The following is a 23,890-nucleotide window of genomic DNA, read 5'->3' as shown; positions in this document are numbered from 1 at the left end:
TGAATTCGCCGGTTCCATGGAGCCGGACGCATAATGCAAAAAGCCTGGTGCCAAGGCAGCCAGGCTCAGTCATGACTCAACTATGGAGGCACTGTGAAGGCATTGCAAGGCGTTGACGGACATGTGGAGTGGGTTGAGACGACAAGTCCAACTTGCGATGTAGGTCAAGTACGCATCCGCGTGGCAGCGGCCGGGCTCAATCGCGCCGACCTGTTGCAGCGTGCCGGATTGTACCCGCCGCCACCGGGCGCCAGCGAGTTCCTGGGCCTGGAATGTGCCGGGGTGATCAGCGAAGTGGGAGCCGGGGTGTCCTGGCAGGTGGGCGACCGGGTATGCGCACTGCTGGCCGGTGGCGGCATGGCCGAAGAGGTGGTGGTCGATGCGCGCCACGTGCTGCCGGTGCCCGAGGGCCTGAGCCTGCAGCAGGCGGCTGCGATCCCGGAGGTATACGCCACGGCCTGGCTCAACCTGTTCCAGCTGGGCGGCCTCAAGCCGGGCGAGAAGGTGTTGCTGCATGCCGGCGCCAGCGGCGTGGGGTCGGCGGCCATCCAGCTGTGCAAGGCCTTCGGCAGCCCCAGCTGGGTCAGCGTGGGCTCGGCCGAGCGGCTGGCCTATTGTCAGGCGCTGGGCGCCAGCGGTGGCGTGGTGCGCGGTGACGATATAGAGGCGCTGAACGACTTCGCCCCGTTCGATGTGATCCTGGACCCGGTGGGGGCCAACTATGCGGCGCTCAACCTCAAACTGCTGGCCCGTGACGGGCGCTGGGTGATCATCGGCCTGATGGGCGGGCGCAAGGCCGAGCTGGACCTGGCCCAGGTACTGGCCAAGCGGGTGCAGGTGACCGGCTCGACCCTGCGCAATCGCGATGACCAGTTCAAGGCCGACCTGCTCAGTGACCTGGGCCAACAGGTGTGGCCGCTGTTCGCCGAAGGGCGCTTGAAGCCGCAACTGGTAGGCAGCTATGCGGTGAAGGACGCCGAGGCGGCGTATGCCGAACTGGCGGGCAACCAGGTATCGGGCAAGTTGGTGCTGGTGATCGACGACAGCCTGGTATAGGGCCCTGTTCGCCGGCAAGGCCGACTCCTGCAGGAGCCGACCTTGCCGGCGAATTTTTTTCAGGCCCAGGCCAGAATCGGCCAGCCATTCTTCTCGGCATGCTCGCGCAGCACCGGGTCCGGGTTGACCACATACGGGTGGTCAACCTTCAGCAGCAACGGCAGGTCATTGCGCGAATCGGAATAGAAGCTTGCGCCTTCCAGGTTCTCTTCCTGCTGGTCCAGCCACTCCAGCAAGCGGGTGATCTTGCCTTCGCGGTAGGTCAGGGTGCCCACGGTCTTGCCGGTGTAGAACCCTTTTTCCACTTCCAGCTCGATGCCCAGGTACTCGTCGATCCCCAGGCGCGCGGCAATCGGTCCCACCAGATGCACACCCGAGGCCGAGATCACCAGAATTCGATCCCCCGCCTTGCGGTGCTCGGCAATGGTGCGGGTGGCCTCACTGAAGATGATCGGCTCGATGAAGTCTTCCACCCACGGCTCGACCAGATGATCGACTTCCTCTGGTGTGCGCCCGATCAGCGGCTCCAGGCTGAACGCCATGTAGTCTTCCATCGCCAGGTGCCCCTTGCCGTAGGCCTCCATCAGCTCACGGTCCCTGCGCAGGAACGACTCACCGTCCACCCAGCCCAGGCGCACCATCTGCTCGCTCCACAGCGAGGCGCAGTCGCCGTGGATCAGGGTTTCATCCAGATCGAAAATCGCTAAAGCCATAACAACAAAACTCCTGTTCGGCCCTCAGGCAACTTCGCAGAGGGCGGTGGGATCGATGGACAAGGATACCCGCTCGCCGTCCGCATGCAGATCGGCGGCTGAACGATTGAGCACATCCACCACCAGCTCCACACCACGCGCTTCGATGCGGTAGCGGATCACGTTGCCCAGCAGGCTGTGACTGCGCACCAGGCCTTCGCGTTCGCCTTCCAGGCTCAACGCGATGGCTTCGGGGCGGATTGCCAGGCGGCTGTTCACCGTACGTTGCAGCAGGCGGCTGGCACTCTGGGCATCGAGCAGGTTGTAGTTGCCGATGAAGCCGGCCGCGAAGGCATCCACAGGCGCGGTGTACAGCGATTCGGCATCGCCGCTCTGCACGATGCGGCCCTGGTTCATCAGGAAGATGCGGTCGGACATGGTCAGCGCCTCTTCCTGGTCATGGGTGACGAAGATGGTGGTCAGGCCCAGCTCGCGCTGGATCTGGCGGATCTGTTCGCGCAGGTGCTTGCGGATGCGTGCATCCAGCGCCGACAGCGGCTCGTCCAGCAGCAACAGGCGTGGGCGGGTCACCAGCGAGCGGGCCAGGGCCACGCGCTGGCACTGGCCGCCGGAGAGCTGGTGCGGGTAGCGGCTGGCAAAGTCCTGCAACTCGACCATGCGCAGCGCCTCGAGTACCCGTGGGCGGCTGTCTTGGCCCTTGATCTTCTGCATGCGCAGGCCGAAGGCGACGTTCTGTTCCACGCTCATGTTGGGGAACAGCGCGTAGCTCTGGAACACCATGCCGATGCCGCGCTTTTGCGGGCTCTGCGGTACCAGGTCCTGCCCGTCGAGCAGGATCCTGCCGCTGTCTACAGCGGTCAGGCCGGCGATGCAGCGCAGCAGGGTGGACTTGCCGCAGCCGGAGGGGCCGAGCAGGGTGACGAACTCACCGCGGCCGATCTCGCAGTTGATGTCGTTGAACACCGCGCTGGCGCCGTAGCTTTTTTGCAGGTTCTGGATGCTGACGAAGCTCATTTCAGGTCTTGTCCTTGTTCAGGCGGTTGGCTGCCCAGGTCAGCACCAGCACGAAGAGGAAGTAGGAAATCACCAGCGCGCTGTTGAAGTGCCCGCTGCTGTTGCGCATGTTGTTCAGGTACACCTGCAGCGTCTCGTAGCGGGTGCCCACCAGCAGGTTGGCAAACACGAACTCGCCGAACAGGAACGAGAACGACAGCAGCAGCGCCACCATCAGGCCCTTGCGCAGGTTGGGCAGCACCACCAGAAACGCGGCCTGCCAGGTGTTGGCCCCCAGCAACTGGGCGGCATCCATCAGGTCGCGCAGGTTGATCGCCTGCAGGTTGTTGGTGATGGCGCGGTACATGAAGGGCAGGGCCACGGTGAAATAGCAGCCGATCAAAATCCACGGCGTGCCGACCATCGCCATCGGCCCCGAGCCATACAGCTGCAGCAGCCCCACCGACGACACCACCGGCGGCACCGCGAAGGGCAGCAGGATGAGGATGTTCATCAGTGCGTCGAGCCTGGGGAAGTGGTAGTGCACCACGAACAGCAGCGGCAGGATCAGCAGCACCGACAGTACCAGCGCGCCCACGCACACCAGCAGCGACTGGCCGAAGGCGGCCAGAAAACGCGGCTCGCTCCACAGCGCCAGGTACCACTTGAAGGTCAGCCCGCTGGGCAGCAGGCTCGCCGACCAGCTGGTGGACAACGAATAGAGCAGGGTGCCGGCCAGCGGCAGCAGCAGGATCACGAACAGCACGTACACCACCACGCGGTGGTAGAGCCCGGCCGGGCCCGATTCAGCGCGAGACATGGTAGCTCCTCTTCAACAGCCACTGGTGCACCAGCGTGACCAGGGTCATCAGCCCCACCAGGATCATGGCCAGCGCGCTGGCCAGGTTCGGGTCCAGCGAGATGTCGCCGGACACCAGCGCGGCGATGCGGATCGGCAGCACGTTGAAGTTGCCGGTGGTCAGTGCGTACACCGTGGCGTAGGCGCCCAGTGCGTTGGCCAGCAGGATCACGAAGGTGCCCAGCAGCGCCGGGGTCAGCACCGGCAGGCCGATCAGGCGCCAGTAGTCCCAGGCGCTGGCGCCCAGCAGGGCGGCCGATTCGCGCCAGTCTTCGCGCAGGGCGTCGAACGCCGGGTACAGCAGCAGTACGCCCAGCGGGATCTGGAAGTAGGTGTAGAGGATGATCAGCCCGGTCTTGGAGTAGAGGTTGAAGTCCTCGATGATCCCGGCCTGCTTGAGCAGCAGGGTCAGCGCGCCGTTGAAGCCGAGCAGGATGATGAAGGCGAAGGCCAGCGGCACGCCGGAGAAGTTGCTGGTCATGTTGGCGAAGGCGTTGACGAAGTCGCGCAGGCGCGAGTCCACCTTGCGCAGCGAATAGCTGCCCAGGATGGCGATCAGGATGCCGAACAGACTCGACCAGAAGCTGATCTCCAGGCTGTGCTGGATGGCCTGGCGGTAGAACTTCGAGCCCAGCACCTTGCTGAAATTGTCCAGGCCCCAGCCGCTTTCGGCCTGCAGGCTGTGCACGGCCACCCAGGTCAGCGGGGCGATCTGGAAGATGATGAAAAATACCGCGAAGGGCAGCAGGCACAACAGCGCCAGCCATTTGCCACGGGTGATCGAGTTCACGAGAGCAGCTCCCGGCATACCGGCTTGTCGTGGGGGATGCCGAGCAGTTCGCATACGGTGCCGCACAGTTCGGTCTGCAGGGGCTTGGCGGCCGGGTCGAGGCTGAACCGGTCGCCGAACACGAACAGCGGCACTTCGCGCTCCTCGGGCAACACGCCGTTGTGCGAGCGGTCGTTGTTCATGCCGTGGTCGGCGGTGATCAGCACCTGGTAGCCGTCCTGCAGCCAGGTGCTGAGGTAGTCGGCCAGCAGGATATCGGCGCTGCGTGCGCTGTTGCGGTACTGGCTGCTGTCCAGGCCGTGCTTGTGCCCGGCATCGTCGATGTTCATCGGATGCACCAGCAGGAAATTCGGTGCGTGCTTGCGCCGCAGGTACTCGGCGTCGGCGAACAGGTGCGAGTCGGGGTAGTGGTCGGCGTAGTAGAACAGGCCATGCTGGATCGGCAGTTTCGGCGCATGGGTGTGGCGGTCACGCAGCGGTTCGAAAGGGGAGCGGTTGTACAGCTCGCTGACCCAGTGGTAAGCCGCGGCGGCGGTGCTCAGCCCGGCGTCGCGGGCGTAGTGGAAAATGCTGCGTTGGGTGGACAGGCGCGTGACGTTGTTGTGCACGATGCCGCTGTCGATCGGCGGCACACCGGTGAGGATGCATTCGTAGAGTGGTCGCGACAGTGCCGGCAGCTCGCATTCCAGGCGGTACAGGGCGGCGCGGTCTGCTTCTACATAGGCATGCAGGTGGCCCATGGCGTGGTGGGCCACCTGGTGGTTGAGGCCGTCGAGGATGACGAGGATGACGTTGTGGTTCATGGGTGGCTCCGGTGACAGCGATGACCACATCGCGGGTCAAGCCCGCTCCTTGTGGGAGCGTGCCTGACCCGCGATGGTTTCACTCCATCTCGATGATGACCTGCTCCTGCCACTTCTGCGGCAGGGCCTTGGAGGTGGCTTCCCATGCCGCTGCATCCTTGATCGGCTGCGCCGGCGCGTACTGCTCGTTGGGCAGCAGCTTGGCCTGCACGTCCGCCGGCAGCTTCAGGTGCTCGGCACGAATCGGCCGCGCATGGCCGATGGCCAGGTTGGTCTGCCCGGCATCGCTGAAGATGTATTCACGGGTCAGCTTGGCGGCGTTCGGGTGCTTGGCGTACTTGTTGATGATGGTGGTGTAGCCGGACATCACCGAGCCGTCGGACGGGATCAGCACCTCGAAGCGTTTCGGGTCGATCTGCTCGCGGTAGCTCAGGCCGTTGAAGTCCCACACCACGCCGACCTCGATCTCGCCCTTCTCAAGGGTCTGGATGGTCGGGTTGGCCAGCGACAGGCGCTTCTGCTGGGCCAGCTTGGTGAACAGTTGCAGGCCCGGCTCGATGTTGGACTCGTCGCCCTTGTAGGCAATGGCTGCAGCCAGTACGCCGTTGGCCGCCTGGGCAGCGGTGCCGACGTCACCGATGGCGACCTTGTACTTGCCCTTTTCCAGGTCGTGCCAGGTCTTGGGAATGTCTTCTTCCTTGACCAGCTGCTTGTTGATGATGAAGGCGATGGTGCCGGTATAGGCCAGTGCCCAGTGTCCGTCCTGGTCCTTGGCCCAGGTCGGTATCTGCTCCCAGGTGCTGGGCTTGTACGGCTGGGTCACGCCCTTGGCCAGCGCAATGGGGCCGAAGGCGGCGCCGACGTCGCCGATATCGGCGCTGGCGTTGTCTTTCTCGGCATCGAACTTGGCCACTTCCTGGGCCGAGCTCATGTCGGTGTCCATGTGCTTGAGGCCGTACTTGCTCGCCAGGTCCGCCCAGGTGCCCTTCCAGTTGGCCCAGGCATCGGGCATGCCGACGCTGTTGACGACGCCTTCCTTGCGGGCGGCGTCCTCGAGGGCCTTGAGGTCGGTGTCCGCGGCCATGGCCGAGGTGCACAGGGCAATACTGGTGCCTAACAGTGAGGCCAGAAAAAGCTGTTTCATCCGAAGCTCCTTGATGGGTGCCGTGCAAAACGCTGAGAGGGTTTCGATTCGGTTGGTCTAGGTCAGCAATACCCGAGCCAAGGTAGGCCGGTTGCATGACAGTTTGATGTCGAAGGCGCCGCGCCAGGTGTGTGCAGCGGCCCTGAAAATAGAGCGTAGACCAGTTTCAAGTGCTTGATCCGCAACGCCTTGACCGCACTCGACCGGGCCTGTGCGTGACCGTCCGGCGCGCTGTCATGTGCCGTTCATGTGGATTGCCTAGGCTTTGGTTACTCCGCCCGGCCATCGTCGCTGCGCCGTTCTGGCACACGCACCAGGCTGGACTAGTCCAGATAGGTAACCCTTCATGCATCGACTGCCCACGCGTGCAGTAACAGCCATATGCAATGCCCTGCAAGAGCAGATCGAGCATGGCCTGCTGGCGCCCGGCTGCAAGTTGCCGGCCGAACGCAAGCTCAGCGAGGTGTTCGATACCACGCGCATCACCCTGCGCGAGGCGCTGGTGCAACTGGAGGCCTGCGGGCTGATCTACCGCGAGGAACGCCGTGGCTGGTTCGTGGCGCCCCAGCGCCTGAGCTATGACCTGATCGAGCGCAGCCACTTCCACGCCATGGTGCGCGACCAGGGCCGACAGCCGGCTACCGAACTGTTGTCGGCCCGCCTGCAGCCGGCGCCGGCGGCGATCTGTGCGCGCCTGCAATTGCCGGCGCTGTCCAGCGTGATCCAGATCTGCCGCCTGCGGCGTATCGATGGGCGCGCGGTGCTCTATGCCGAGCACTACCTCAACCCCGAGTACTTTGCCGGGATTCTGGATTTCGACCTGAGCCAGTCGCTGACCGAGCTGTACGCGCTGCACTACGGCATCGCCTATGGCCGGGTGCGTTTCGAGACGCTGCCCACCGCGTTGCCGGTGGCGGCGGCGATGGCGCTGAAGGTGTCGGCCGGCAGTGCCGGCCTGCATATCACCCGGGTCAACAGCGACCAGCACGGGCGGCTGATCGACTGCGACCTGGAGTACTGGCGCCACGATGCGATTCGCATCGTGGCCGAGGCGGGCTAGGCGTTGCTGTCGGCGGGGGCGGTGTCCTGCGCGGGGCCACCGCCGGCGGTCACCACCTGCACCGAAAGACGCGGGGTAGCCAGGTCCAGCCCGGCTTCGTCGAGCTGGCGCTTGAGCGCCAGGTTGAATGCCCGCGACACCTCCCATTGCTTGATCGGCGCGGTCTTGAAGCGCGCGCGCAGCACCGCCGAGCCGGACTCGAAGCTCTCCACCCCCTGGAACTCCAGCGGCGACCAGATATTGCGCCGTTGCAGCGGATCGCTGCGCATCTTCTGGCCCACGTCGCGAACCAGGCCGATGGCCTTGTCGATGCTCATGTTGTAGGGGATGGCGATGCGGAAGATCGCGTAGCCGAATTCGCGCGAGTAGTTCTTGATGCTCTTGATCTCGCTGAACGGGATGGTGTGCACGATGCCGTCGATGTCGCGCAGGCGCACGGTACGGATGGTCAGGCCTTCGACGGTCCCCAGGTGGCCGCCTACATCCACATAATCATCGATGGCCAGGGAGTCCTCGATGATGATGAACAGGCCGGTGATCAGGTCGGCCACCAGCGATTGCGCACCAAAGCCGATGGCCAGGCCGATCACACCGGCACCGGCCAGCAGCGGCGTGACGTTCATGCCCATGTTGGCCAGGGCCACGATCACCGCGATGATGAAGATGGCCACGAACAGCACGTTGCGGATCAGCGGCATCATGGTTTGCGCACGGGCATTGGCCAGGCCCTTGCGCGAGCGGGTGAGTGCGTGGTGCACGGCGGTGTCGCTGAGGATCCACACCAGCCAGGCGGCGATCAGCGTGCCGGCCAGGCCGAACACGCGCACCGCCACCTCGTGGCCTTCGCCCTCGGTGAAACCGATCAGCGAGAAGCCCCATACACGCAGGCCCAGCTCGATGAACACCAGCCAGATGAGCAGGTGCACCAGGGTGTAGCCAAAGCTCTTGAGGCGTTCGGCGTAGACCGCCTGGCGCCGGTTGGCCCGCTGCGGCTTGAGCGCATGGCGGCGCACCAGGCCATTGACCACCATGCACATCACCACCAGCACCGTGCACATCAGCGACTGGCGCAGGGCCGTGCTGGTGTCGCCGGCGGACACGAACGTGGCGAACAGCGAAATGCCCACCAGCACCAGGGCCGGCAGGTACCAGAAGGTGCCGAGGATCTCGATGGTGTCGCTCAGGGCGCGGCGCGTCAGGCGCCGAGACAGCGGCTGGTTGCGAATGAGGTGCGCGATGGGGCGGCGAAAGCGCAGGATGAACAGCCCGGTGGACAGCGCCGCCAGAATGTTGGCCAGGGTCGCCAGGGTGTGCGCCAGGTGGTCGCCCAGGGCGGCGGCCATGCGTGGGTCGTTCATCGCCTCGCCGAAGGCGGCAAAGCTGCCGATCAGCCACAGCGGACGGAACGCGCGGTGGCGCAGGATGTACAGGGCGCGGTGGCGGTGCGGGCCATCGAGCAGCGAGAAGGCGATCACGCAGATGGCCGAGAAGCAGGTGCCGACCACCAGGGCGTAGGCCAGTACCATGGCCATCGACTTGCCCAGCGAAGAGGGCAGGGCAAAGCTCAGGTACACGGTGATGATCAGCGCCACCAGCCAAGGCCCGAGCTTGCGCAGGGCGAAGCGCACCAGGTCCCAGGTGCGCGGGTGTTGCGGCAGCTCTTCGGTGAGGCCGAAGCGCAGGCGTACCTGGTGGCTGACCCAGTTCAGCGCGTAGGCCAGCAGGCTCCAGAGCGCGATGATGGCGGCGAAACCGAACAGGATCGTCGGCCATTCATGCACCGGCACCACCCGCGCACTGAGCTCGATCTGGGCCAGTTCCAGTTCGCGGCTCCAGCGGTTGAACGGGCTGGCCTCGCCGCTGAACTGCTTTTCCAGTTCGTTGAAGGTGGTGCCGATCAGGCCCAGCACACCTTGCTCGGCACTGGGCTGGGCTTGCCTGGTGGCGTCGCGCAGCTTCTTCAGGTCGGCCAGCAGCTTGCTGCGTTGCTGGTCGTTCTCGAGGTTCTTGATGACATCGTCGAGCGATTGCGCGAGGGGTTCAGTCGCCTCGGGCTGGGGTTTGCTCGAACCGCCAAGCAGGCCCGGAAGGCCGGCCGCGTGTGCGTGGCCCAGGGGCAGGAACAGAATCAGCAGCAGGGACAGGAAACGCAGGAAGGCAGGCACCGGACGATCAACCTCGAACACTCAATCGCCCGAGTGTAGAGCATTTGTCAGGTGAGTTTCTCGAGGATCTTCCACACCATGATGCCCAGGATGCCCAGCATGCCGATCCACATCATCAGCACCCCGCTGTTGCGCTCGCGCATGCTGAAGCCGACGGTGAGCAGGATCAACCCGGCGATCACCGGGAGGAACATCGTTTGAAACTCGGACATGCGCAAGGTCCTTATGCTGTAGGAGGTGTAATGATGGGCAAGCATAGCGCCAAATGTTTGCGCGCGGGTTGATGGGGGTCAGTCGTGGCCTCTTCGCTGGCAAGCCAGCGCCCACAGGTACGGCGCCTGTTTGGCGATCACCGCAGTGCTGTGGGCGCAGGCCTGTCAGGTCAGGGCAGATCGCGGCTCAGGTAGAACGCGGTCAGCACCTTGACCAGGTGCGCCAGGTCCTGGCTGCCGCACAGCTCGCGGATCGAGTGCATGGCAAACGTCGGCAGGCCGATGTCCACCGTGCGCACACCCAGGTGGCTGGCGGTGATCGGGCCGATGGTCGAGCCGCAGCCCATGTCGCTGCGCACCACGAAGCTCTGCACCGGCACTTCCTCGGCCATGCACAGGTGGCGGAAGAAACCGGCGGTTTCGCTGTTGGTGGCGTAGCGCTGGTTGTTGTTGACCTTGATCACCGGGCCGGCGTTGAGCTTGGGCCCGTGGTTGCCGTCGTGCCGGTCGGCGTAGTTGGGGTGCACGCCGTGGGCATTGTCGGCCGACACCAGCAGCGAGCGCTGGATGGCCCGGACGAAATCGTCACCGTCGGGCAGCAGGCGGCGCAGGGTCTGTTCCAGCATCGGGCCGTCGGCGCCGCAGGCGGAGCTGGAGCCGACCTCTTCGTGGTCGTTGCACACCAGTACGCAGGTCTCGTCGCTGTCGGCGGCCAGCAGGGCCTGCAGGCCGGCGTAGCACGACAGCAGGTTGTCCAGCCGCGCGCCGGCGATGAAGTCGCCATGCAGGCCGACCACGGCGGCGTCCTGGGTGTCGTAGAAGCTCAGCTCGTAGTCCAGCACCACGTCGGCGTTCAGGCCATGTTCGCGGGCCAGTTGCTCGGTGAGCAGGGCGCGAAAGTCGACGCGCTCGTCACCGGCCACCTGGGCCAGGATCGGTGGCAGCTCGGTCTGCGGGTTGATCGCCCAGCCTTCGTTGGCGCTGCGGTTGAGGTGGATCGCCAGGTTGGGGATCACCGCGATGGGCTGCTTGAAGTCGATCAGCTGGCTTTCGACCTTGCCGTCACGGCGGAAGGTCACGCGCCCGGCCAGCGACAGGTCGCGGTCGAACCAGGGCGCCAGCAGGGCGCCACCGTAGACTTCCACGCCCAGCTGCCAGAAGCCCTGGCGCTGCAGTTCGGGCTGTGGCTTGACGCGCAGGCAGGGGCTGTCGGTGTGGGCGCCGACCAGGCGAATGCCGTCGAGCAGCGGCGAATGGCGGCCGAGCTTGATGGCGATGATCGAGGAGTCGTTGCGGGTCAGGTAGTAGCGTCCGCCGGGCGTGGTGGCCCAGCTGTCACGTTCGTCCAGGCGCTGGTAGCCGGCGGCCTCGAGGCGCTGCGACAGGCTGGCGGTGGCGTGGAACGGCGTGGGGGAGGCCTTGAGAAAGTCGATCAGGCCTTGGTTCAGTGCATCGCGCATAGGTCACTCCAGACAGCAGTGGCGCGAGTTTAACGTATTGATCACGGATTTGCGTGGGCCCTATCGCGGGGCAAGCCCGCTCCCACAGCGTTCAGGGTGATCGTTGTGGGAGCGGGCTGACCCGCGATGGCCGCGCCGCGGTGTATCAGAACGGCGCCGGGCACTCGAAGCGCAGTCGTTCGCCGCTCACCGGGTGGGTGAAGCTCAGCATGCTGGCATGCAGACACAACCGCTCATGCGCCGCCAGGGCCTCGGGGTAGGCGTACAGTCGATCCCCCAGCAGCGGATGCCCGATCGACAGCATGTGCACGCGCAACTGGTGCGAACGCCCGGTAATCGGCGTGAGCTCCACCCGGCAATGATCGCCACAGCGCTCGACGATGCGCCAGAAGGTCAGCGCATGCTTGCCCTGCTCGTGGTCCACCACGTGCCGTGGCTTGGTGGGCGGGTCGTAGCGCAACGGCAGGTCGATGCTGCCGCTGTCCAGCGCAGGCTGGCCCCAGCACAGCGCGGTGTAGGCCTTCTCGGTTTCACGGTCATGGAACTGGCGCGACAGCTCGCGGTGGCTGTCGGCGTCGCGCGCCAGCAGGATGATCCCCGAGGTTTCCCAATCCAGACGGTGCACGATCAGGGCGTCGGGGTAGCCGTTTTCCTGCAGGCGGGTGATCAGGCAATCCTTGTTGTCGTCGGCGCGCCCCGGCACGGACAGCAGCAGGGTCGGCTTGTTGACCACCAGGATGGCGGCATCCTGGTGAAGGATGTGAACGTTGGACAGCGGCATTGCGTGTTCTCTGCAAACGCCAACGGCGGCGGCCGGGCCCGGGCTGTATGAGCCCGGGCCCGGCCGCCGCCGTGGCAGGTTACCCCTGTGCGCCGATCAACGATCGGGCAGGGTGATATTGAGTTCCAGGATGGAGCAGCTGCCCTGGTTCTCCAGAGCGACGTGCACATCATCCGAGCCGATGTTGACGTACTTGCGGATCACCTCGACCAGTTCCTTCTGCAAGGCTGGCAGGTAGTCCGGAGTACTGCGCTGGCCGCGCTCGTGCGCCACGATGATCTGTAGACGCTCTTTCGCGACCGACGCGGTGCTTACTTTTTTGTTGGCACGAAAGAAGTCAAAAAGGTTCATTGGTCAGTTGCCTCCAAACAGGCGCTCGAAGAATCCCTTCTTCTGTACATCGAGGAACCGGTGTTCCACGGTTTTGCCCAGCAGGCGGTCGACGGTGTCGCTGTAGGCCTGGCCGGCATCGCTCTGGTCGTCGAGGATCACCGGCACACCCTGGTTGGATGCCTTGAGCACCGCCTGGGATTCGGGGATCACGCCCAGCAGCGCGACGGCGAGGATTTCCTTGACGTCCTCGACACCGAGCATTTCGCCCTTGCTCACGCGCTCTGGATGGTAGCGGGTGATCAGCAGGTGTTCCTTGATCGGGTCTTCGTTGCGTTCGGAACGGCGCGACTTGCTGGCCAGCAGGCCCAGCATGCGGTCCGAGTCACGTACCGAGGAGACTTCCGGGTTGGTCACCACGATGGCTTCGTCGGCGAAGTACATGGCCAGGTGGGCGCCTTTCTCGATACCGGCCGGCGAGTCGCAGACCACGTATTCGAATTGCTCCTTGAGCTCCATCAGGACCCGCTCCACGCCTTCGAGCGTGAGCGCATCCTTGTCACGGGTCTGGCTGGCGGCCAGCACGTACAGGTTCTCGAGGCGCTTGTCCTTGATCAGGGCCTGCTGCAGGTTGGCTTCGCCGTTGACCACGTTGACGAAGTCGTACACCACGCGGCGTTCGCAGCCCATGATCAGATCGAGGTTACGCAGGCCGACGTCGAAGTCGACGATGACCGTCTTGTGGCCGCGCAGTGCGAGGCCGGTACCGATAGCGGCGCTGGTGGTGGTCTTACCCACACCACCCTTGCCGGATGTAACCACTAGAATCTTGGCCAAGGTGTATCACCCCTAAAGAAAAAGGACGTTGAGGTCCCAGAAATATTCAAACCGGCAACATATGGAAAAGTTGCGCTGAAAATGGCGGCAAGTATCCGTTAAAGACGGGTGATGTTCAACACGTCACCGGACAGGCTGACCTGCACGTTGGCCCCCCACAACGGGTCGCGACGCAGGTCTTCGGCCACCTTGTACTGCCCGGCGATCGAGACCATTTCGGCGGTCAGCTGCTGGCAGAAAATACGTGCCCTGGTGTTGCCCTTGATACCGGCGAGGGCGCGACCGCGCATCGCGCCGTAAACATGGATGTTGCCATCGGCCAGAAGTTCCGCACCGGGGCTGACCGAAGCCAGTACCACCAGGTCGCCGCCCTGAGCATAGATCTGTTGGCCGCCACGCACCGGCGAGGTGATGATTTTTGTCGGTTTTACCGCAGGCTCCGGCGGCGGGGCCGGGGCCGGCTCGGGCTTGGGCGCCGGTGGCACCTCCACCGCAGGCTCCAGCGCACGTTCGCGGGCACCGGACGGCGGCAGCACCGGCAGGTCGATGGCAATGGCGGCGGCGATGTCCTCGATACGGCTGGCGCGAATGGCCAGGGTACGCAGGCCATGGTGGCGGCATACGCGCATCAGCCCGGGCAGGTCGACCGCGCCTTCGCCGGCCGGCAGCTTGTCCAGCGCCAGCACCAGCGGGGTGTTGCTGAAGAAGTTGGGGGCCTGGGCGACTTTGGCCGCCAGTTGCCGATCGAGGCCTTCGAGGTCGTTCTGCGCAAGCTCGAGCACCGTGATGGCGAGCATGCTGCCCTTGAGCTGGAACACGGGGGCTTGGTCTGGCGTCTGGGTTTGGCTCATGGTTGGCATAAGGCAGCTTGTTACGAAAAAGTGCTCAGACTTATAACGAGAACGCCGGTTAGCCGCAACCCGCAGCGAACCGTTGTAGAATGCCCGGCCATCGTCTTTGCGGAATGTTTAATGGATCGCCCGCGTTTTCGCCTTTATTTTCTTCATCCACGCTTCTGGCCGCTGTGGCTGGGCCTGGCCCTGCTGTGGCTGATCGTGCAGCTGCCCTACCGGGCTTTGCTGGTGCTGGGCCGCCTGCTGGGCGCGCTGATGTACCGTGTTGCCGGTGACCGTCGACGCATTGCTGCGCGCAACCTGGAACTGTGCTTCCCCGAATTACCGTCTGTCGAACGAACCCGTCTGCTCAAGGAAAACTTCGCCTCCACCGGCATCGCCTTCTTCGAAATGGCCATGAGCTGGTGGTGGCCAAAGGCCCGGTTGGCGCGCCTGGCGCACATCGAGGGGCTGGAGCACCTGCAGGCGGCGCAGCGTGACGGGCAGGGGGCCATCCTGATGGCCCTGCACTTCACCACGCTGGAGATCGGTGCGGCGCTGCTGGGCCAGGAACACACCATCGATGGCATGTACCGCGAGCACAAGAACCCGTTGTTCGACTTCGTGCAGCGCCGTGGGCGCGAGCGGCACAACCTCGACTCGCTGGCCGTGGAGCGCGAGGACGTGCGCGGCATGCTCAAGCTGCTGCGCTCGGGGCGCGCCATCTGGTATGCGCCCGACCAGGACTACGGCGCCAAGCAGAGCGTGTTCGTGCCGCTGTTCGGGATCGAGGCGGCTACCGTGACCGCCACCACCAAGTTCGCCCGCCTGGGGCGGGCGCGGGTGATCCCGTTCACCCAGCAGCGCCTGGCGGACGGCAGTGGCTACCGGCTGGTGATCCATGCGCCGCTGCAGGATTTTCCGGGGGAGAGCGAAGAGGCCGACTGTCTGCGCATCAACCAGTGGATCGAGTCGGTGCTGCGTGAATGCCCCGAGCAGTACCTGTGGGCACACCGACGCTTCAAGTCGCGCCCGCCGGGGGCGCCCAAGCTGTACTAGGACGAATCGCGGTGTGGCTTTCGCCGGCAATGCCGGCTCCTACATAGGTGTGCGGTACCGGTAGGAGCCGGCCTTGCCGGCGAAGGCGGCGACACAGACTTCAGGGAGTACCCCATGCCAGCACCCCAACCGGTCACCGGCCTGATCCTCTCGGGCGGTGGCGCTCGTGCCGCCTACCAGGTCGGCGTGCTCGCCGGCATCGCCGACCTGCTGCCCGCCGGCGCCGGCAACCCGTTCCCGGTGATCGTCGGCACCTCGGCCGGGGCCATCAATGCGGTGACCCTGGCCAGCGGTGCGATGCATTTTGCCGACGCCATCCGCCGCCTCACCGGCTTCTGGCAGGGCTTTCGCAGCCACCAGGTACTGCGCAGCGACTGGCCCGGGGTGATCCGCCAGGCCAGCCGCTTCGTCGGCCACAGCCTGCTGGGCCTGGGGGCCCAGGTACCGGTGGCGCTGCTCGACAGCTCGCCGCTGCGCAAACTGCTCAACCAGCACCTGGACCTGGACGGCATCGGCCATGCCATCGACCAGCAGCACCTGCGCGCGGTGGCGGTGACCGCGTTCGGCTACGAGTCGGGCCAGGCGGTGACCTTCTACCAGGGCAAGGGCGCCATCGACCCGTGGCTGCGCCATCGACGCATCGGCATGCCGACCCGCCTGAGCGTCGAGCACCTGCTGGCCAGTTCGGCCATCCCGTTGCTGTTTGCGCCGATCAGGCTGGGCCACGAATTCTATGGTGACGGTGCGGTGCGCCAGTCGGCGCCGATCAGCCCGGCGCTGCACCTGGGCGCCAACCGCGTGCTGGTGGTGGGGGTCAGTGGCAACCCCCAGGGGCCGACGCCGGGTGATCCACGCGAGCGGGTGTTCAGCGGCAAGCAGCCGAGCCTGGCGCAGATCGGCGGGCACCTGCTCAACAGCACGTTCATCGACAGCCTGGAAGACGACCTGGAGCTGTTGCAGCGGCTCAACCACCTGAGCCACCTGCTGCCCAGCGACGTGCAGCCCCGGCGCCTGGGCCTGGCCCCGGTGGAGGTGCTGGTGGTTGCGCCCAGCCAGCCGCTGGACGAGATTGCCGCCCGCCATCGGCGTGAACTGCCCGCCGCGCTGCGCATGTTCCTGCGCGGCCCGGGGGCGACCAAGACCAGCGGCGCCGGGGTGCTCAGCTACCTGTTGTTCGAAGCCGGCTATTGCAGCGAACTGATCGAACTGGGCCGGCGCGACGCGCTGACCAAGCAGGGCGAGCTGTGCCGCTTTCTCGGCCTGCCGCTGCCCCGGCCCTGAACGCTACTCGGCGATCTGCAGGCGGCGTGCCTCGGTGTACACGTAGCGCACCTTTTCATACTCGAACGGCGAGTTCAGTTGGCCGTAGCGAAAGCTGGTGGTATAGCGCTTGTCGATGGCGCGCAGTACCCAGACCTCCGGGTTGTCGCTGCTGACCTCGGCCATGTTGAGGAAGTTGATCCAGTTCTCGGCGCTGTAGTCGACCACCAGCCCGCCGGTGTCGCGCAGGTTCGACGGGCCCAGGATCGGCAGCATCAGGTACGGGCCGTCCGGCACGCCATAGAAGCCCAGGGTCTGGCCGAAGTCTTCGCTCTGGTGCGGCAGCCCCATCTTGGTCGCCGGGTCCCACAGGCCGGCGACGCCCAGGGTGGTGTTGAAGAGCAGGCGCGCGGTGATCTCCATCGAGCGCTTGCCCTTGAACTGCAGCAGGCTGTTGAGCAGGTTGGGCACATCGCCCAGGTTGCTGAAGAAGTTGCTGACCCCGGTGCGCACGAAGCTTGGGGTGATGTAGCGGTAGCCATTGACCACCGGCAGGAACACCCACTGGTCGAAGCGGTAGTTGAAGTGGTACAGCCGACGGTTCACCGACTCGAACGGGTCGTAGACGTTCAGCGCGGTCAGGGTCGAACGCTCGAACTCGCGCTGGTCCAGGCCGGGGTTGAACTTGAGTTCCTTGAGCGGATCGGTGAAGCCGTCGGCTTCGATCACGCTGGCTCGCGCCGGGATCTCATCGGCCTGTACCAGGCCTGCGGCGAGCAACGCCGTCACGATCAGAAGTTTTTTAACCACGGAAAAACTCCAGCATCGCGTCGCTGTTGACGCGGTAATTGATATTGCCGCAGTGCCCGCCATGCGGGTACAGGGTCAGGCGGTCGCCAAAGGTGCTGCGCAGAAAGCCGATGTCGCCGGGGCCCAGGATCACATCGTCGGCGTTGTGCATCACGGCGATTTTCGGGCTGTTTTGCAGGTAGTCCTTGAGGGCATACAGGCTCACCTGGTCGATCAGCTGCAGCAGGCTGCCGCCATCGGTGCGGGCGCGCCACATGGGGATGACCTGCTCGGTCAGGTAGCAGTCGAAGTCGCATTGCAGCGCACGCTTGAAGAACGGCGTGAGGCTGCTGCCTTCGGTGATCGGGTACTTGGGCGGGGTGATCAGGCCGCGGCGGTTGATCAGGTCGGAGGTAAAGGCGATATCGGCGGACGAGAAGCGGAACGAGGTGCCGATCAGCATCGCCATCTGCTCGTTGCTCAGGTGCTGGCGCGACTGCTGGAAGTCGTAGAGCAGTGCGTCGTTGAGGTCGATGTAGCCTTTTTGCTGGAAGTAGCGGGTGAGCTTGGTCAGCACCAGTTCATAGAAGGTGGTGCTGTTGTTCACGCCCTTGACCTCGGTCTGCACCAGCTTGTCGAGGTTGCTGATCGAGGTGTAGAGGTTGACCGGCGGGTTGAGCAGCAGCACGCGCTTGAAGTTGAAGCTGCGCCGGGTTTCGTCCAGGTGGCTGACGAAGGCTGCGTCGAGGGCACCGAGGCTGTAGCCGGTGAGGTAGTACTCGCTGACAGGCAGGCGCGGGTGCTGGGCGCGCACGCCCTGCATCACCCGGTACAGGTCTTCGGCGTCTTCGGCGCTCACGCCCGGGGTGGCGAAGCGCGAGGCGGCGCTGATGAAGTCGAAGCTGGTAGGCGAGGACAGCTGCACCACGTGGTAGCCGGCCTTGTAGTAGAGGCGCTTGAGGTACTCGTTGAGGCTGCTGGTGTAGGGCGCGCCGGTACCGGCGATCAGGAAGATCAGCGGCGCCTCGTGGTCCTGTCGGGCCAGGCGATAGCGCAGCTTCTTGACCGCCCAGAAGTTGTCCGGAAGGGTGAACTCGCGTTCGGGGCGCAGGTTGAGGCTGTAGTCGGACTGATCGATGTCATCGTCGGTCGGCAGTTCGGGGCGCAGGTCGGGCGGTGTGGAGGCGATCGTCGCCTCGAAGGGATTGGTCAGCGGGTAGCCATAGGTGGCCGCATCGACATCCACCGCAGACGCGGCCGCACTCATCAAGAGGCCACCCAGCAGGGCAGCAAGGCGCAGTGATCGAAGCATGACGGATCCCCAGGAAAGGCAAGGCAAAGTGTGTACTGCAGGCTAGGACACTCGTGCTATCGGCAAAGTTGCCTTGTGCCCCGGCATTTACCGTCCCCGATGTTGCCGTGCGGGCCAGTGCCAGGGCAACAGCGGGTTTTGTTTCTTTGCTGATAAAAGTAGCTCAGGCCGCCGCTTTTGCCTTGCACAGGCCCGGTGGGGGATTATGCTGGGCGCCGTTTTCCTGTTTCCGGAGTTGTCATGTCCCGCCGTTTGCCGCTGATTGCCTTGCTTGTGTGCCTGTCGCTGTGGGCTGCGGCCTGCTATGGGGTGCGTTACGGCTTCATGGAGGATGTCAGGTGGGTCGGTGTGTGCAGCTCGCCCCAGGTGAGCTGGGAGTGCCAGTTGCGCGCCACGCTGGGCCTGATGATCCACTTGCGGGTGCTGGGCTGGGTCGCCCTGGGGTTGGCCGTGGTGGCGACGCTGGTGCCGCGTCGGGCCGGCTGGTGGCTGGCGGTGCTGTCACTGGTGTTCGGGCTGCCGGCACTGGCGCTGTACACCGTGAGCCTGGCGGCGTTCGCGCTGGTGCTGGCGGGGTTGCGGCTGGTGCGGCGCACGGCCTGAGGCTCACGCTGTATCGTTCGCCGGCAAGGCCGGCGCCTACCGGGTTCAACGTCTCCCTGCAGAGCCGGCCTTGCCGTCGAAGAGCCGACGCTCAGCCCTGCCTGATCCGCAGGCAGCGCCACAGCGCCGCGGTCATCAGCGCGCTCACCAGGGCCCACACCAGCGCCTGCTGGCTGCTCAAGCCCTCGATGAACAGCTGCGGCGCAATCCCGGCGCCCACGATGAAGGTCAGCAAGGCCACCTCGGCGCGTGCTACCCGCACCGGTCGCAGCAGGTACACCACCGCCGGCAGCACCAGCGCCGGGCTCGGGAAGCTGCGGTAGCGCGGGTCGAACACCAGCGCCAGCATGCTCACCGCCGCCGCGAAGCCGGCCGCCATCACCCACCAGCCGGCACGCGCCTGCAGCCAGGCGAACAGGCGCTCACGCCAGCCACTGCGCTGTGCCAGCGCCAGCGCGCCATGGGCCAGTACCACCAGGTTGAGCCCCGCCAGCAGCACGGCCCACAACCACTCGCCAACGAAGCGGCTGTTGACCCGTACCAGCTCGCCCCACAACCCCAGGCTGGCGGCCCCCAGTGCGGCCAGCAAGGGCAGCGCCAGGGCGCCACGCACGCCGCGCACCGGCCCGGCCAGGGCCAGGGTGGCGGCGAACAGCAGCACGCCGATGCCCAGCCACTGCGGCCAGAACGGCAGGTTACTCACCGGGCCTTCGAGTATGCCCTTGTCCTGCCGGTCGGCATCGTACAGCCCCCAGTAACCGCCCACCGCGCCTTCGCTGGCGCGCTTCCACGGCTGGTCGAAGGCTTCGATCAGGTTGTAATGCCAGCCATTCTGCTCGGCCATGGCGACGAACCCGCGAATGAAGCGCGCTTCGTTGACCCGGCTGGGCAGGGCGGTTTCGCGCTGGCGCCCTTCGCTGGGCCAGCCGGTTTCGCCGATCATCACGTCCTTGGGCGCGAAGCGGTTGCCGAACACCTGGCGGATCTCGCCAACGTGGGCCAGCGCATCGTCGATGCCCTTGGGATCATCTTCCCAGTAGGGCAACAGGTGAATGGTCACGAAGTCCACCTGCGGCGCGATCTGTGGGTGCTGCAGCCAGAACTCCCACACGTCGGCGTAGGTCACCGGTACCTGCACCTGGCTTTTCACCTGGTGGATCAGATCGGCCAGGTGATCGCCCGTCACTTCCTTGCGCAACAGCACCTCGTTGCCCACGATCACGGCGCGGGTGATGTCCGGGTTGGCATTGGCGGTGGCGATCAGGGCCTTGATCTCCTTGGCCGTGACCAGCGGGTCGGCACTCACCCAGGCCCCGAACATCACCTTCAGGCCGTACTTGCGCGCCAGCTGCGGGATCGCTTCCAGGCCCGTCATCGAGTAGGTGCGGATGCATTCGAAGCGCTGTGCAAGCAGGGCGAGGTCGGCCTCCACGCGCTCCGGGCGCAGGGTGAAGGGCTGGTCGAACGGCGACTGGTCCTTGTCGAAGGGCGTGTAGGAGACGCATTGCAGCTTGTGCGTGGGGCTGGCGGCGTCCGGCAGCGATACCGGCTTGCCGAGCCCGTACCAGAGCCCGCCCAACGCGAACAGGCCAAGCAGGCAGGCAAACAGGTAGGGCAGCAGCGGGAAGCGGGCAGTCGAGGGCATGGCGCGGACCGGTCAGGAAACAAAGCCGCCAATACTACCTGCAAATGCCGGCCGGTAGCGGGCCTGGCTGGCGTTGTGATGTCGTTTCTCGATGTTTCGACGTCGCTGACAGAGCAGGTTGGCCGCCAGTGGCGGTTGATGATGCAGGTTCCGTGACGTGACGAGGGGATGCCTTGATGAAAATGCGACGACTCCTGGGGGCGGGCACTGCCCTGATACTGGCCATGGGCACCAGCCTGGCCATGGCCAAGGAAGTAAGCATCGGCTACGTCGATGGGTGGTCCGACAGCGTGGCGACCACCCATGTGGCGGCCGAGGTGATCAAGCAGAAGCTCGGTTATGACGTCAAGCTGATGCCGGTGGCCACCGGCATCATGTGGCAGGGGGTGGCCACCGGAAAGCTCGATGCGATGCTGTCGGCCTGGCTGCCGGTGACCCATGGCGAATACTGGGCCAAGAACAAGGACAACGTGGTCGACTACGGCCCCAACTTCAAGGACGCCAGGATTGGCCTGATCGTGCCCGAATACGTCAAGGCGCAGTCGATCGCCGACCTCGGAAGCGATGCCGGCTTCAAGAAGAAGATCGTCGGCATCGACGCCGGGTCCGGGGTGATGCTCAAGACCGACCAGGCGATCAAGGACTACGACCTTGCCGGCTACAAGCTGCAGGCCAGCTCCGGCGCTGCCATGACCTCTGAACTGGGGCGCGCCTACGCCAAGCAGCAGCCCATCGTGGTCACCGGCTGGGTGCCGCACTGGATGTTCGCCAAGTGGAAGCTGCGTTTTCTCGAAGACCCCAAAGGCGTGTACGGCGCCGCCGAGACGGTCAACAGCATCGGCAGCAAGGAACTCGATACGAAGGCGCCGGAAGTCGCAGCGTTCCTGAAGAAGTTCTCGTGGCAATCCAAGGACGAGATCGGCGAAGTCATGCTGGCCATCCAGGAAGGCGCAAAGCCGGACGCTGCGGCGAAGGAGTGGGTCGCCAAGCACCCCGAGCGGGTCGCCGAGTGGACCGCAAAATAATGGCCTGAGGCCTCTATCTGGCACCTTCCAGGGCCGCGCGGTGTTTTGCCACCGCGCGGCCCTTTGCATGGGCGGCTGTTACGTAGCCGGTAAAAGAGTTTTACATCTAAGACTAAGGTCGTCTGGAGTGCGTCCCAAGGCAGCATAAAGTGGCGTGGTACTACCCAATCTGTGCTGCGAGGACAAAAACAATGAACGACAGCATTTATCTCTCGATACAAAACAGCCCGCGGTTCAAGGAGCTGGTTTCAAAACGTGAACGCTTCGCCTGGATTCTCTCGGCGATCATGCTCGGCCTCTACGCCGCCTTTATCCTGTTGATTGCCTACGGCCCGCAGATTCTGGGTGCCAAGCTCAGCCCCGGCTCCTCGATTACCTGGGGTATCCCGCTGGGTGTGGGTCTGATCGTTTCGGCTTTCGTGCTGACCGGCATCTACGTACGTCGTGCCAACGGTGAGTTCGACGAGCTGAACAACGCGATCCTGAAGGAGGCTCAGCAATGATCCGGCGTCTACTGGCAACACTGGCCTTTGGCGCTTTCGCGCCTGCCGTCTGGGCCGCCGACGCCCTGACCGGCGAGGTGCACAAACAACCCCTGAACGTCTCGGCGATCCTGATGTTCGTCGCCTTCGTCGGTGCCACCCTGTGCATCACCTACTGGGCTTCAAAGCGTAACAAGTCGGCCTCTGACTACTACGCCGCAGGCGGGCGAATCACGGGCTTCCAGAACGGCCTGGCGATTGCCGGCGACTACATGTCGGCAGCCTCCTTCCTGGGTATTTCCGCACTGGTATACACCTCCGGCTACGATGGCCTGATCTACTCGATCGGCTTCCTGGTGGGCTGGCCGATCATTCTGTTCCTGATCGCCGAACGCCTGCGCAACCTGGGCAAGTACACCTTTGCCGACGTGGCCTCGTATCGCCTCGGGCAAAAGCAGATCCGCACCCTGTCGGCCTCCGGCTCGCTGGTGGTGGTGGCGTTCTACCTGATCGCGCAGATGGTCGGCGCCGGCAAGCTGATCCAGCTGCTGTTCGGCCTGGACTACCACGTGGCGGTCATCCTGGTGGGTATCCTGATGTGCATGTACGTGCTGTTCGGCGGCATGCTCGCAACCACCTGGGTACAGATCATCAAGGCGGTGCTGCTGCTGTCCGGTGCCAGCTTCATGGCGCTGATGGTGATGAAGCACGTCAACTTCGACTTCAATGCGCTGTTCTCCGAGGCGATCAAGGTTCACCCCAAGGGTGAGGCGATCATGAGCCCGGGCGGCCTGGTCAAAGACCCGATCTCCGCGTTCTCGCTGGGCCTGGCGCTGATGTTCGGTACCGCTGGCCTGCCGCACATCCTGATGCGCTTCTTCACCGTGAGCGACGCCAAGGAAGCGCGCAAGAGCGTGCTGTATGCAACCGGCTTCATCGGCTACTTCTACATCCTGACCTTCATCATCGGCTTCGGCGCGATCCTGCTGGTCAGCACCAACCCGGACTTCAAGGACGCAGCAGGCGCCTTGCTGGGCGGCAACAACATGGCTGCGGTGCACCTGGCCGACGCCGTGGGCGGCAGCATCTTCCTGGGCTTCATCTCGGCAGTGGCCTTCGCCACCATCCTGGCAGTGGTTGCCGGCCTGACCCTGGCCGGTGCCTCGGCGGTGTCCCATGACCTGTATGCCAGCGTATGGCGCAAGGGCAAGGTCAACGACAAGGACGAGATCCGCGTGTCGAAGATCACCACCGTCGCACTGGGTGTGCTGGCCATCGGCCTGGGTATCCTGTTCGAAAGCCAGAACATCGCGTTCATGGTCGGCCTGGCGTTCTCGATCGCGGCCAGCTGCAACTTCCCGGTACTGCTGCTTTCGATGTACTGGAAGAAGCTGACCACCCGTGGCGCCATGATCGGCGGCTGGATGGGGCTGGTAAGTGCGGTGGGCCTGATGGTGCTCGGTCCGACCATCTGGGTGCAGATCCTGGGTCACGAGAAAGCCATCTACCCGTATGAGTACCCGGCGCTGTTCTCGATGCTGATTGCCTTTGCCGGTATCTGGTTCTTCTCGGTTACCGACAAGTCCAAGGCAGCGGATGACGAGCGTGCGCTGTTCTTCCCGCAGTTTGTCCGGTCGCAAACCGGCCTGGGGGCAAGCGGTGCTGTTTCGCACTGAGTC

At 64.8% G+C, this 23,890-nt stretch carries 24 protein-coding genes; 8 read left to right on the top strand and 16 right to left on the bottom strand.

What is annotated here, in order from left to right:
- The first annotated feature begins 93 nt into the window (after nucleotides 1-93).
- Nucleotides 94-1,056: an NAD(P)H-quinone oxidoreductase gene (locus NP552_RS20530; RefSeq protein ID WP_043859978.1), complete on the top strand. Its 963-nt coding sequence runs from the start codon at nucleotides 94-96 to the stop codon at nucleotides 1,054-1,056.
- A gap of 59 nt (nucleotides 1,057-1,115) precedes the next feature.
- On the opposite strand, the gene NP552_RS20525 is transcribed toward NP552_RS20530, so the two are convergent.
- The 6 genes from NP552_RS20525 to NP552_RS20500 all read right to left on the bottom strand — a co-directional run bounded on the left by NP552_RS20525 (nucleotide 1,116) and on the right by NP552_RS20500 (nucleotide 6,358).
- A complete protein-coding gene (locus NP552_RS20525; protein WP_043859979.1) occupies nucleotides 1,116-1,769 on the bottom strand; it encodes an HAD family hydrolase in 654 nt (217 codons plus the stop codon).
- 24 nt (nucleotides 1,770-1,793) lie between these two features.
- Nucleotides 1,794-2,783: an ABC transporter ATP-binding protein gene (locus tag NP552_RS20520; RefSeq protein WP_043859980.1), complete on the bottom strand. Its 990-nt coding sequence runs from the start codon at nucleotides 2,781-2,783 to the stop codon at nucleotides 1,794-1,796.
- A gap of 1 nt (nucleotide 2,784) precedes the next feature.
- Nucleotides 2,785-3,582 (bottom strand): ABC transporter permease, encoded by a 798-nt coding sequence (locus NP552_RS20515; protein WP_054914667.1) that lies wholly within the window; start codon nucleotides 3,580-3,582, stop codon nucleotides 2,785-2,787.
- Complete coding sequence (locus NP552_RS20510) at nucleotides 3,569-4,429, bottom strand: ABC transporter permease (protein ID WP_177332933.1); 861 nt, start codon at nucleotides 4,427-4,429, stop codon at nucleotides 3,569-3,571. The genes NP552_RS20515 and NP552_RS20510 overlap by 14 nt, the downstream gene beginning before the upstream one ends.
- A complete protein-coding gene (locus tag NP552_RS20505; RefSeq protein WP_054914666.1) occupies nucleotides 4,408-5,214 on the bottom strand; it encodes an alkaline phosphatase family protein in 807 nt (268 codons plus the stop codon). Before NP552_RS20505 ends, NP552_RS20510 begins: the two co-directional genes overlap by 22 nt.
- A gap of 79 nt (nucleotides 5,215-5,293) precedes the next feature.
- Nucleotides 5,294-6,358 (bottom strand): ABC transporter substrate-binding protein, encoded by a 1,065-nt coding sequence (locus NP552_RS20500; protein ID WP_043859983.1) that lies wholly within the window; start codon nucleotides 6,356-6,358, stop codon nucleotides 5,294-5,296.
- Between the two features lie 346 nt (nucleotides 6,359-6,704).
- Here NP552_RS20500 and NP552_RS20495 point away from each other — a divergent pair, with 346 nt between their 5' ends.
- A complete protein-coding gene (locus tag NP552_RS20495; RefSeq protein WP_043859984.1) occupies nucleotides 6,705-7,418 on the top strand; it encodes a UTRA domain-containing protein in 714 nt (237 codons plus the stop codon).
- Here NP552_RS20495 and NP552_RS20490 read toward each other — a convergent pair.
- The 7 genes from NP552_RS20490 to minC form a co-directional block, all read right to left on the bottom strand.
- A complete protein-coding gene (locus tag NP552_RS20490) occupies nucleotides 7,415-9,583 on the bottom strand; it encodes a mechanosensitive ion channel family protein (protein WP_054914665.1) in 2,169 nt (722 codons plus the stop codon). The two genes, NP552_RS20495 and NP552_RS20490, sit on opposite strands and share 4 nt — an antisense overlap.
- Before the next feature lie 47 nt (nucleotides 9,584-9,630).
- The gene (locus NP552_RS20485) at nucleotides 9,631-9,795 is read right to left on the bottom strand and encodes a hypothetical protein (RefSeq protein WP_167400231.1); all 165 of its coding nucleotides are present in this window, start codon (nucleotides 9,793-9,795) and stop codon (nucleotides 9,631-9,633) included.
- 170 nt (nucleotides 9,796-9,965) lie between these two features.
- Nucleotides 9,966-11,255 carry a M18 family aminopeptidase gene (locus NP552_RS20480; RefSeq protein WP_054914664.1) on the bottom strand — a complete coding sequence of 430 codons (1,290 nt, stop codon included), beginning with the start codon at nucleotides 11,253-11,255 and terminating at the stop codon, nucleotides 9,966-9,968.
- A gap of 145 nt (nucleotides 11,256-11,400) precedes the next feature.
- Nucleotides 11,401-12,036: an RluA family pseudouridine synthase gene (locus NP552_RS20475; RefSeq protein WP_054914663.1), complete on the bottom strand. Its 636-nt coding sequence runs from the start codon at nucleotides 12,034-12,036 to the stop codon at nucleotides 11,401-11,403.
- A 96-nt stretch (nucleotides 12,037-12,132) separates the two neighbouring features.
- Nucleotides 12,133-12,387: a cell division topological specificity factor MinE gene (gene minE / locus NP552_RS20470; RefSeq protein ID WP_019693048.1), complete on the bottom strand. Its 255-nt coding sequence runs from the start codon at nucleotides 12,385-12,387 to the stop codon at nucleotides 12,133-12,135.
- 3 nt (nucleotides 12,388-12,390) lie between these two features.
- A complete protein-coding gene (gene minD / locus NP552_RS20465; RefSeq protein WP_043862644.1) occupies nucleotides 12,391-13,203 on the bottom strand; it encodes a septum site-determining protein MinD in 813 nt (270 codons plus the stop codon).
- A gap of 98 nt (nucleotides 13,204-13,301) precedes the next feature.
- On the bottom strand, nucleotides 13,302-14,054 hold the full coding sequence (gene minC / locus NP552_RS20460) for a septum site-determining protein MinC (RefSeq protein WP_370409160.1): 753 nt from the start codon (nucleotides 14,052-14,054) through the stop codon (nucleotides 13,302-13,304).
- A 120-nt stretch (nucleotides 14,055-14,174) separates the two neighbouring features.
- Here minC and NP552_RS20455 point away from each other — a divergent pair, with 120 nt between their 5' ends.
- Nucleotides 14,175-15,095, top strand: a complete 921-nt coding sequence (locus tag NP552_RS20455; protein ID WP_043862646.1) for a lipid A biosynthesis lauroyl acyltransferase — start codon at nucleotides 14,175-14,177, stop codon at nucleotides 15,093-15,095.
- A 114-nt stretch (nucleotides 15,096-15,209) separates the two neighbouring features.
- Complete coding sequence (locus NP552_RS20450) at nucleotides 15,210-16,376, top strand: patatin-like phospholipase family protein (RefSeq protein ID WP_043862647.1); 1,167 nt, start codon at nucleotides 15,210-15,212, stop codon at nucleotides 16,374-16,376.
- Nucleotides 16,377-16,379: 3 nt separating this feature from the next.
- Here NP552_RS20450 and NP552_RS20445 read toward each other — a convergent pair whose 3' ends face one another.
- Complete coding sequence (locus tag NP552_RS20445) at nucleotides 16,380-17,165, bottom strand: MlaA family lipoprotein (RefSeq protein ID WP_054915870.1); 786 nt, start codon at nucleotides 17,163-17,165, stop codon at nucleotides 16,380-16,382.
- Nucleotides 17,158-18,456 (bottom strand): serine/threonine protein kinase, encoded by a 1,299-nt coding sequence (locus NP552_RS20440; RefSeq protein WP_043862649.1) that lies wholly within the window; start codon nucleotides 18,454-18,456, stop codon nucleotides 17,158-17,160. Before NP552_RS20440 ends, NP552_RS20445 begins: the two co-directional genes overlap by 8 nt.
- A gap of 240 nt (nucleotides 18,457-18,696) precedes the next feature.
- Between NP552_RS20440 and NP552_RS20435 the strand changes: the two genes are divergently transcribed.
- A complete protein-coding gene (locus tag NP552_RS20435) occupies nucleotides 18,697-19,059 on the top strand; it encodes a hypothetical protein (RefSeq protein ID WP_043862650.1) in 363 nt (120 codons plus the stop codon).
- A gap of 91 nt (nucleotides 19,060-19,150) precedes the next feature.
- Here NP552_RS20435 and NP552_RS20430 read toward each other — a convergent pair whose 3' ends face one another.
- Nucleotides 19,151-20,704, bottom strand: a complete 1,554-nt coding sequence (locus tag NP552_RS20430) for a glycoside hydrolase family 17 protein (protein ID WP_088514036.1) — start codon at nucleotides 20,702-20,704, stop codon at nucleotides 19,151-19,153.
- Nucleotides 20,705-20,880: 176 nt separating this feature from the next.
- Here NP552_RS20430 and NP552_RS20425 point away from each other — a divergent pair, with 176 nt between their 5' ends.
- From NP552_RS20425 to NP552_RS20415, 3 genes are all read left to right on the top strand, one after another.
- Nucleotides 20,881-21,729 carry a glycine betaine ABC transporter substrate-binding protein gene (locus tag NP552_RS20425; protein ID WP_054915868.1) on the top strand — a complete coding sequence of 283 codons (849 nt, stop codon included), beginning with the start codon at nucleotides 20,881-20,883 and terminating at the stop codon, nucleotides 21,727-21,729.
- Between the two features lie 191 nt (nucleotides 21,730-21,920).
- Complete coding sequence (locus NP552_RS20420; RefSeq protein WP_043862653.1) at nucleotides 21,921-22,232, top strand: DUF485 domain-containing protein; 312 nt, start codon at nucleotides 21,921-21,923, stop codon at nucleotides 22,230-22,232.
- Complete coding sequence (locus tag NP552_RS20415) at nucleotides 22,229-23,887, top strand: cation acetate symporter (RefSeq protein WP_043862654.1); 1,659 nt, start codon at nucleotides 22,229-22,231, stop codon at nucleotides 23,885-23,887. The genes NP552_RS20420 and NP552_RS20415 overlap by 4 nt, the downstream gene beginning before the upstream one ends.
- Nucleotides 23,888-23,890 lie beyond the last annotated feature (3 nt).

This window comes from Pseudomonas sp. 8209 (genome assembly GCF_028682105.1).
GTDB classification, from domain to species: domain Bacteria; phylum Pseudomonadota; class Gammaproteobacteria; order Pseudomonadales; family Pseudomonadaceae; genus Aquipseudomonas; species Aquipseudomonas palmensis.
This window is presented reverse-complemented; position numbering and strand designations above follow the sequence as displayed.

Excerpts from the sequence above, each read along its gene's own strand:
- NP552_RS20525 (WP_043859979.1), bottom strand. The coding sequence starts at position 1,769 with ATGGCTTTAGCGATTTTCGATCTGGATGAAACCCTGATCCACGGCGAC.
- NP552_RS20520 (WP_043859980.1), bottom strand. The coding sequence starts at position 2,783 with ATGAGCTTCGTCAGCATCCAGAACCTGCAAAAAAGCTACGGCGCCAGC.
- NP552_RS20515 (WP_054914667.1), bottom strand. The coding sequence starts at position 3,582 with ATGTCTCGCGCTGAATCGGGCCCGGCCGGGCTCTACCACCGCGTGGTG.
- NP552_RS20510 (WP_177332933.1), bottom strand. The coding sequence starts at position 4,429 with ATGCCGGGAGCTGCTCTCGTGAACTCGATCACCCGTGGCAAATGGCTG.
- NP552_RS20505 (WP_054914666.1), bottom strand. The coding sequence starts at position 5,214 with ATGAACCACAACGTCATCCTCGTCATCCTCGACGGCCTCAACCACCAG.
- NP552_RS20500 (WP_043859983.1), bottom strand. The coding sequence starts at position 6,358 with ATGAAACAGCTTTTTCTGGCCTCACTGTTAGGCACCAGTATTGCCCTG.
- NP552_RS20495 (WP_043859984.1), top strand. The coding sequence starts at position 6,705 with ATGCATCGACTGCCCACGCGTGCAGTAACAGCCATATGCAATGCCCTG.
- NP552_RS20485 (WP_167400231.1), bottom strand. The coding sequence starts at position 9,795 with ATGTCCGAGTTTCAAACGATGTTCCTCCCGGTGATCGCCGGGTTGATC.
- NP552_RS20480 (WP_054914664.1), bottom strand. The coding sequence starts at position 11,255 with ATGCGCGATGCACTGAACCAAGGCCTGATCGACTTTCTCAAGGCCTCC.
- NP552_RS20475 (WP_054914663.1), bottom strand. The coding sequence starts at position 12,036 with ATGCCGCTGTCCAACGTTCACATCCTTCACCAGGATGCCGCCATCCTG.
- minE (WP_019693048.1), bottom strand. The coding sequence starts at position 12,387 with ATGAACCTTTTTGACTTCTTTCGTGCCAACAAAAAAGTAAGCACCGCG.
- minC (WP_370409160.1), bottom strand. The coding sequence starts at position 14,054 with ATGAGCCAAACCCAGACGCCAGACCAAGCCCCCGTGTTCCAGCTCAAG.
- NP552_RS20455 (WP_043862646.1), top strand. The coding sequence starts at position 14,175 with ATGGATCGCCCGCGTTTTCGCCTTTATTTTCTTCATCCACGCTTCTGG.
- NP552_RS20450 (WP_043862647.1), top strand. The coding sequence starts at position 15,210 with ATGCCAGCACCCCAACCGGTCACCGGCCTGATCCTCTCGGGCGGTGGC.
- NP552_RS20440 (WP_043862649.1), bottom strand. The coding sequence starts at position 18,456 with ATGCTTCGATCACTGCGCCTTGCTGCCCTGCTGGGTGGCCTCTTGATG.
- NP552_RS20435 (WP_043862650.1), top strand. The coding sequence starts at position 18,697 with ATGTCCCGCCGTTTGCCGCTGATTGCCTTGCTTGTGTGCCTGTCGCTG.
- NP552_RS20430 (WP_088514036.1), bottom strand. The coding sequence starts at position 20,704 with ATGCCCTCGACTGCCCGCTTCCCGCTGCTGCCCTACCTGTTTGCCTGC.
- NP552_RS20425 (WP_054915868.1), top strand. The coding sequence starts at position 20,881 with ATGAAAATGCGACGACTCCTGGGGGCGGGCACTGCCCTGATACTGGCC.
- NP552_RS20420 (WP_043862653.1), top strand. The coding sequence starts at position 21,921 with ATGAACGACAGCATTTATCTCTCGATACAAAACAGCCCGCGGTTCAAG.
- NP552_RS20415 (WP_043862654.1), top strand. The coding sequence starts at position 22,229 with ATGATCCGGCGTCTACTGGCAACACTGGCCTTTGGCGCTTTCGCGCCT.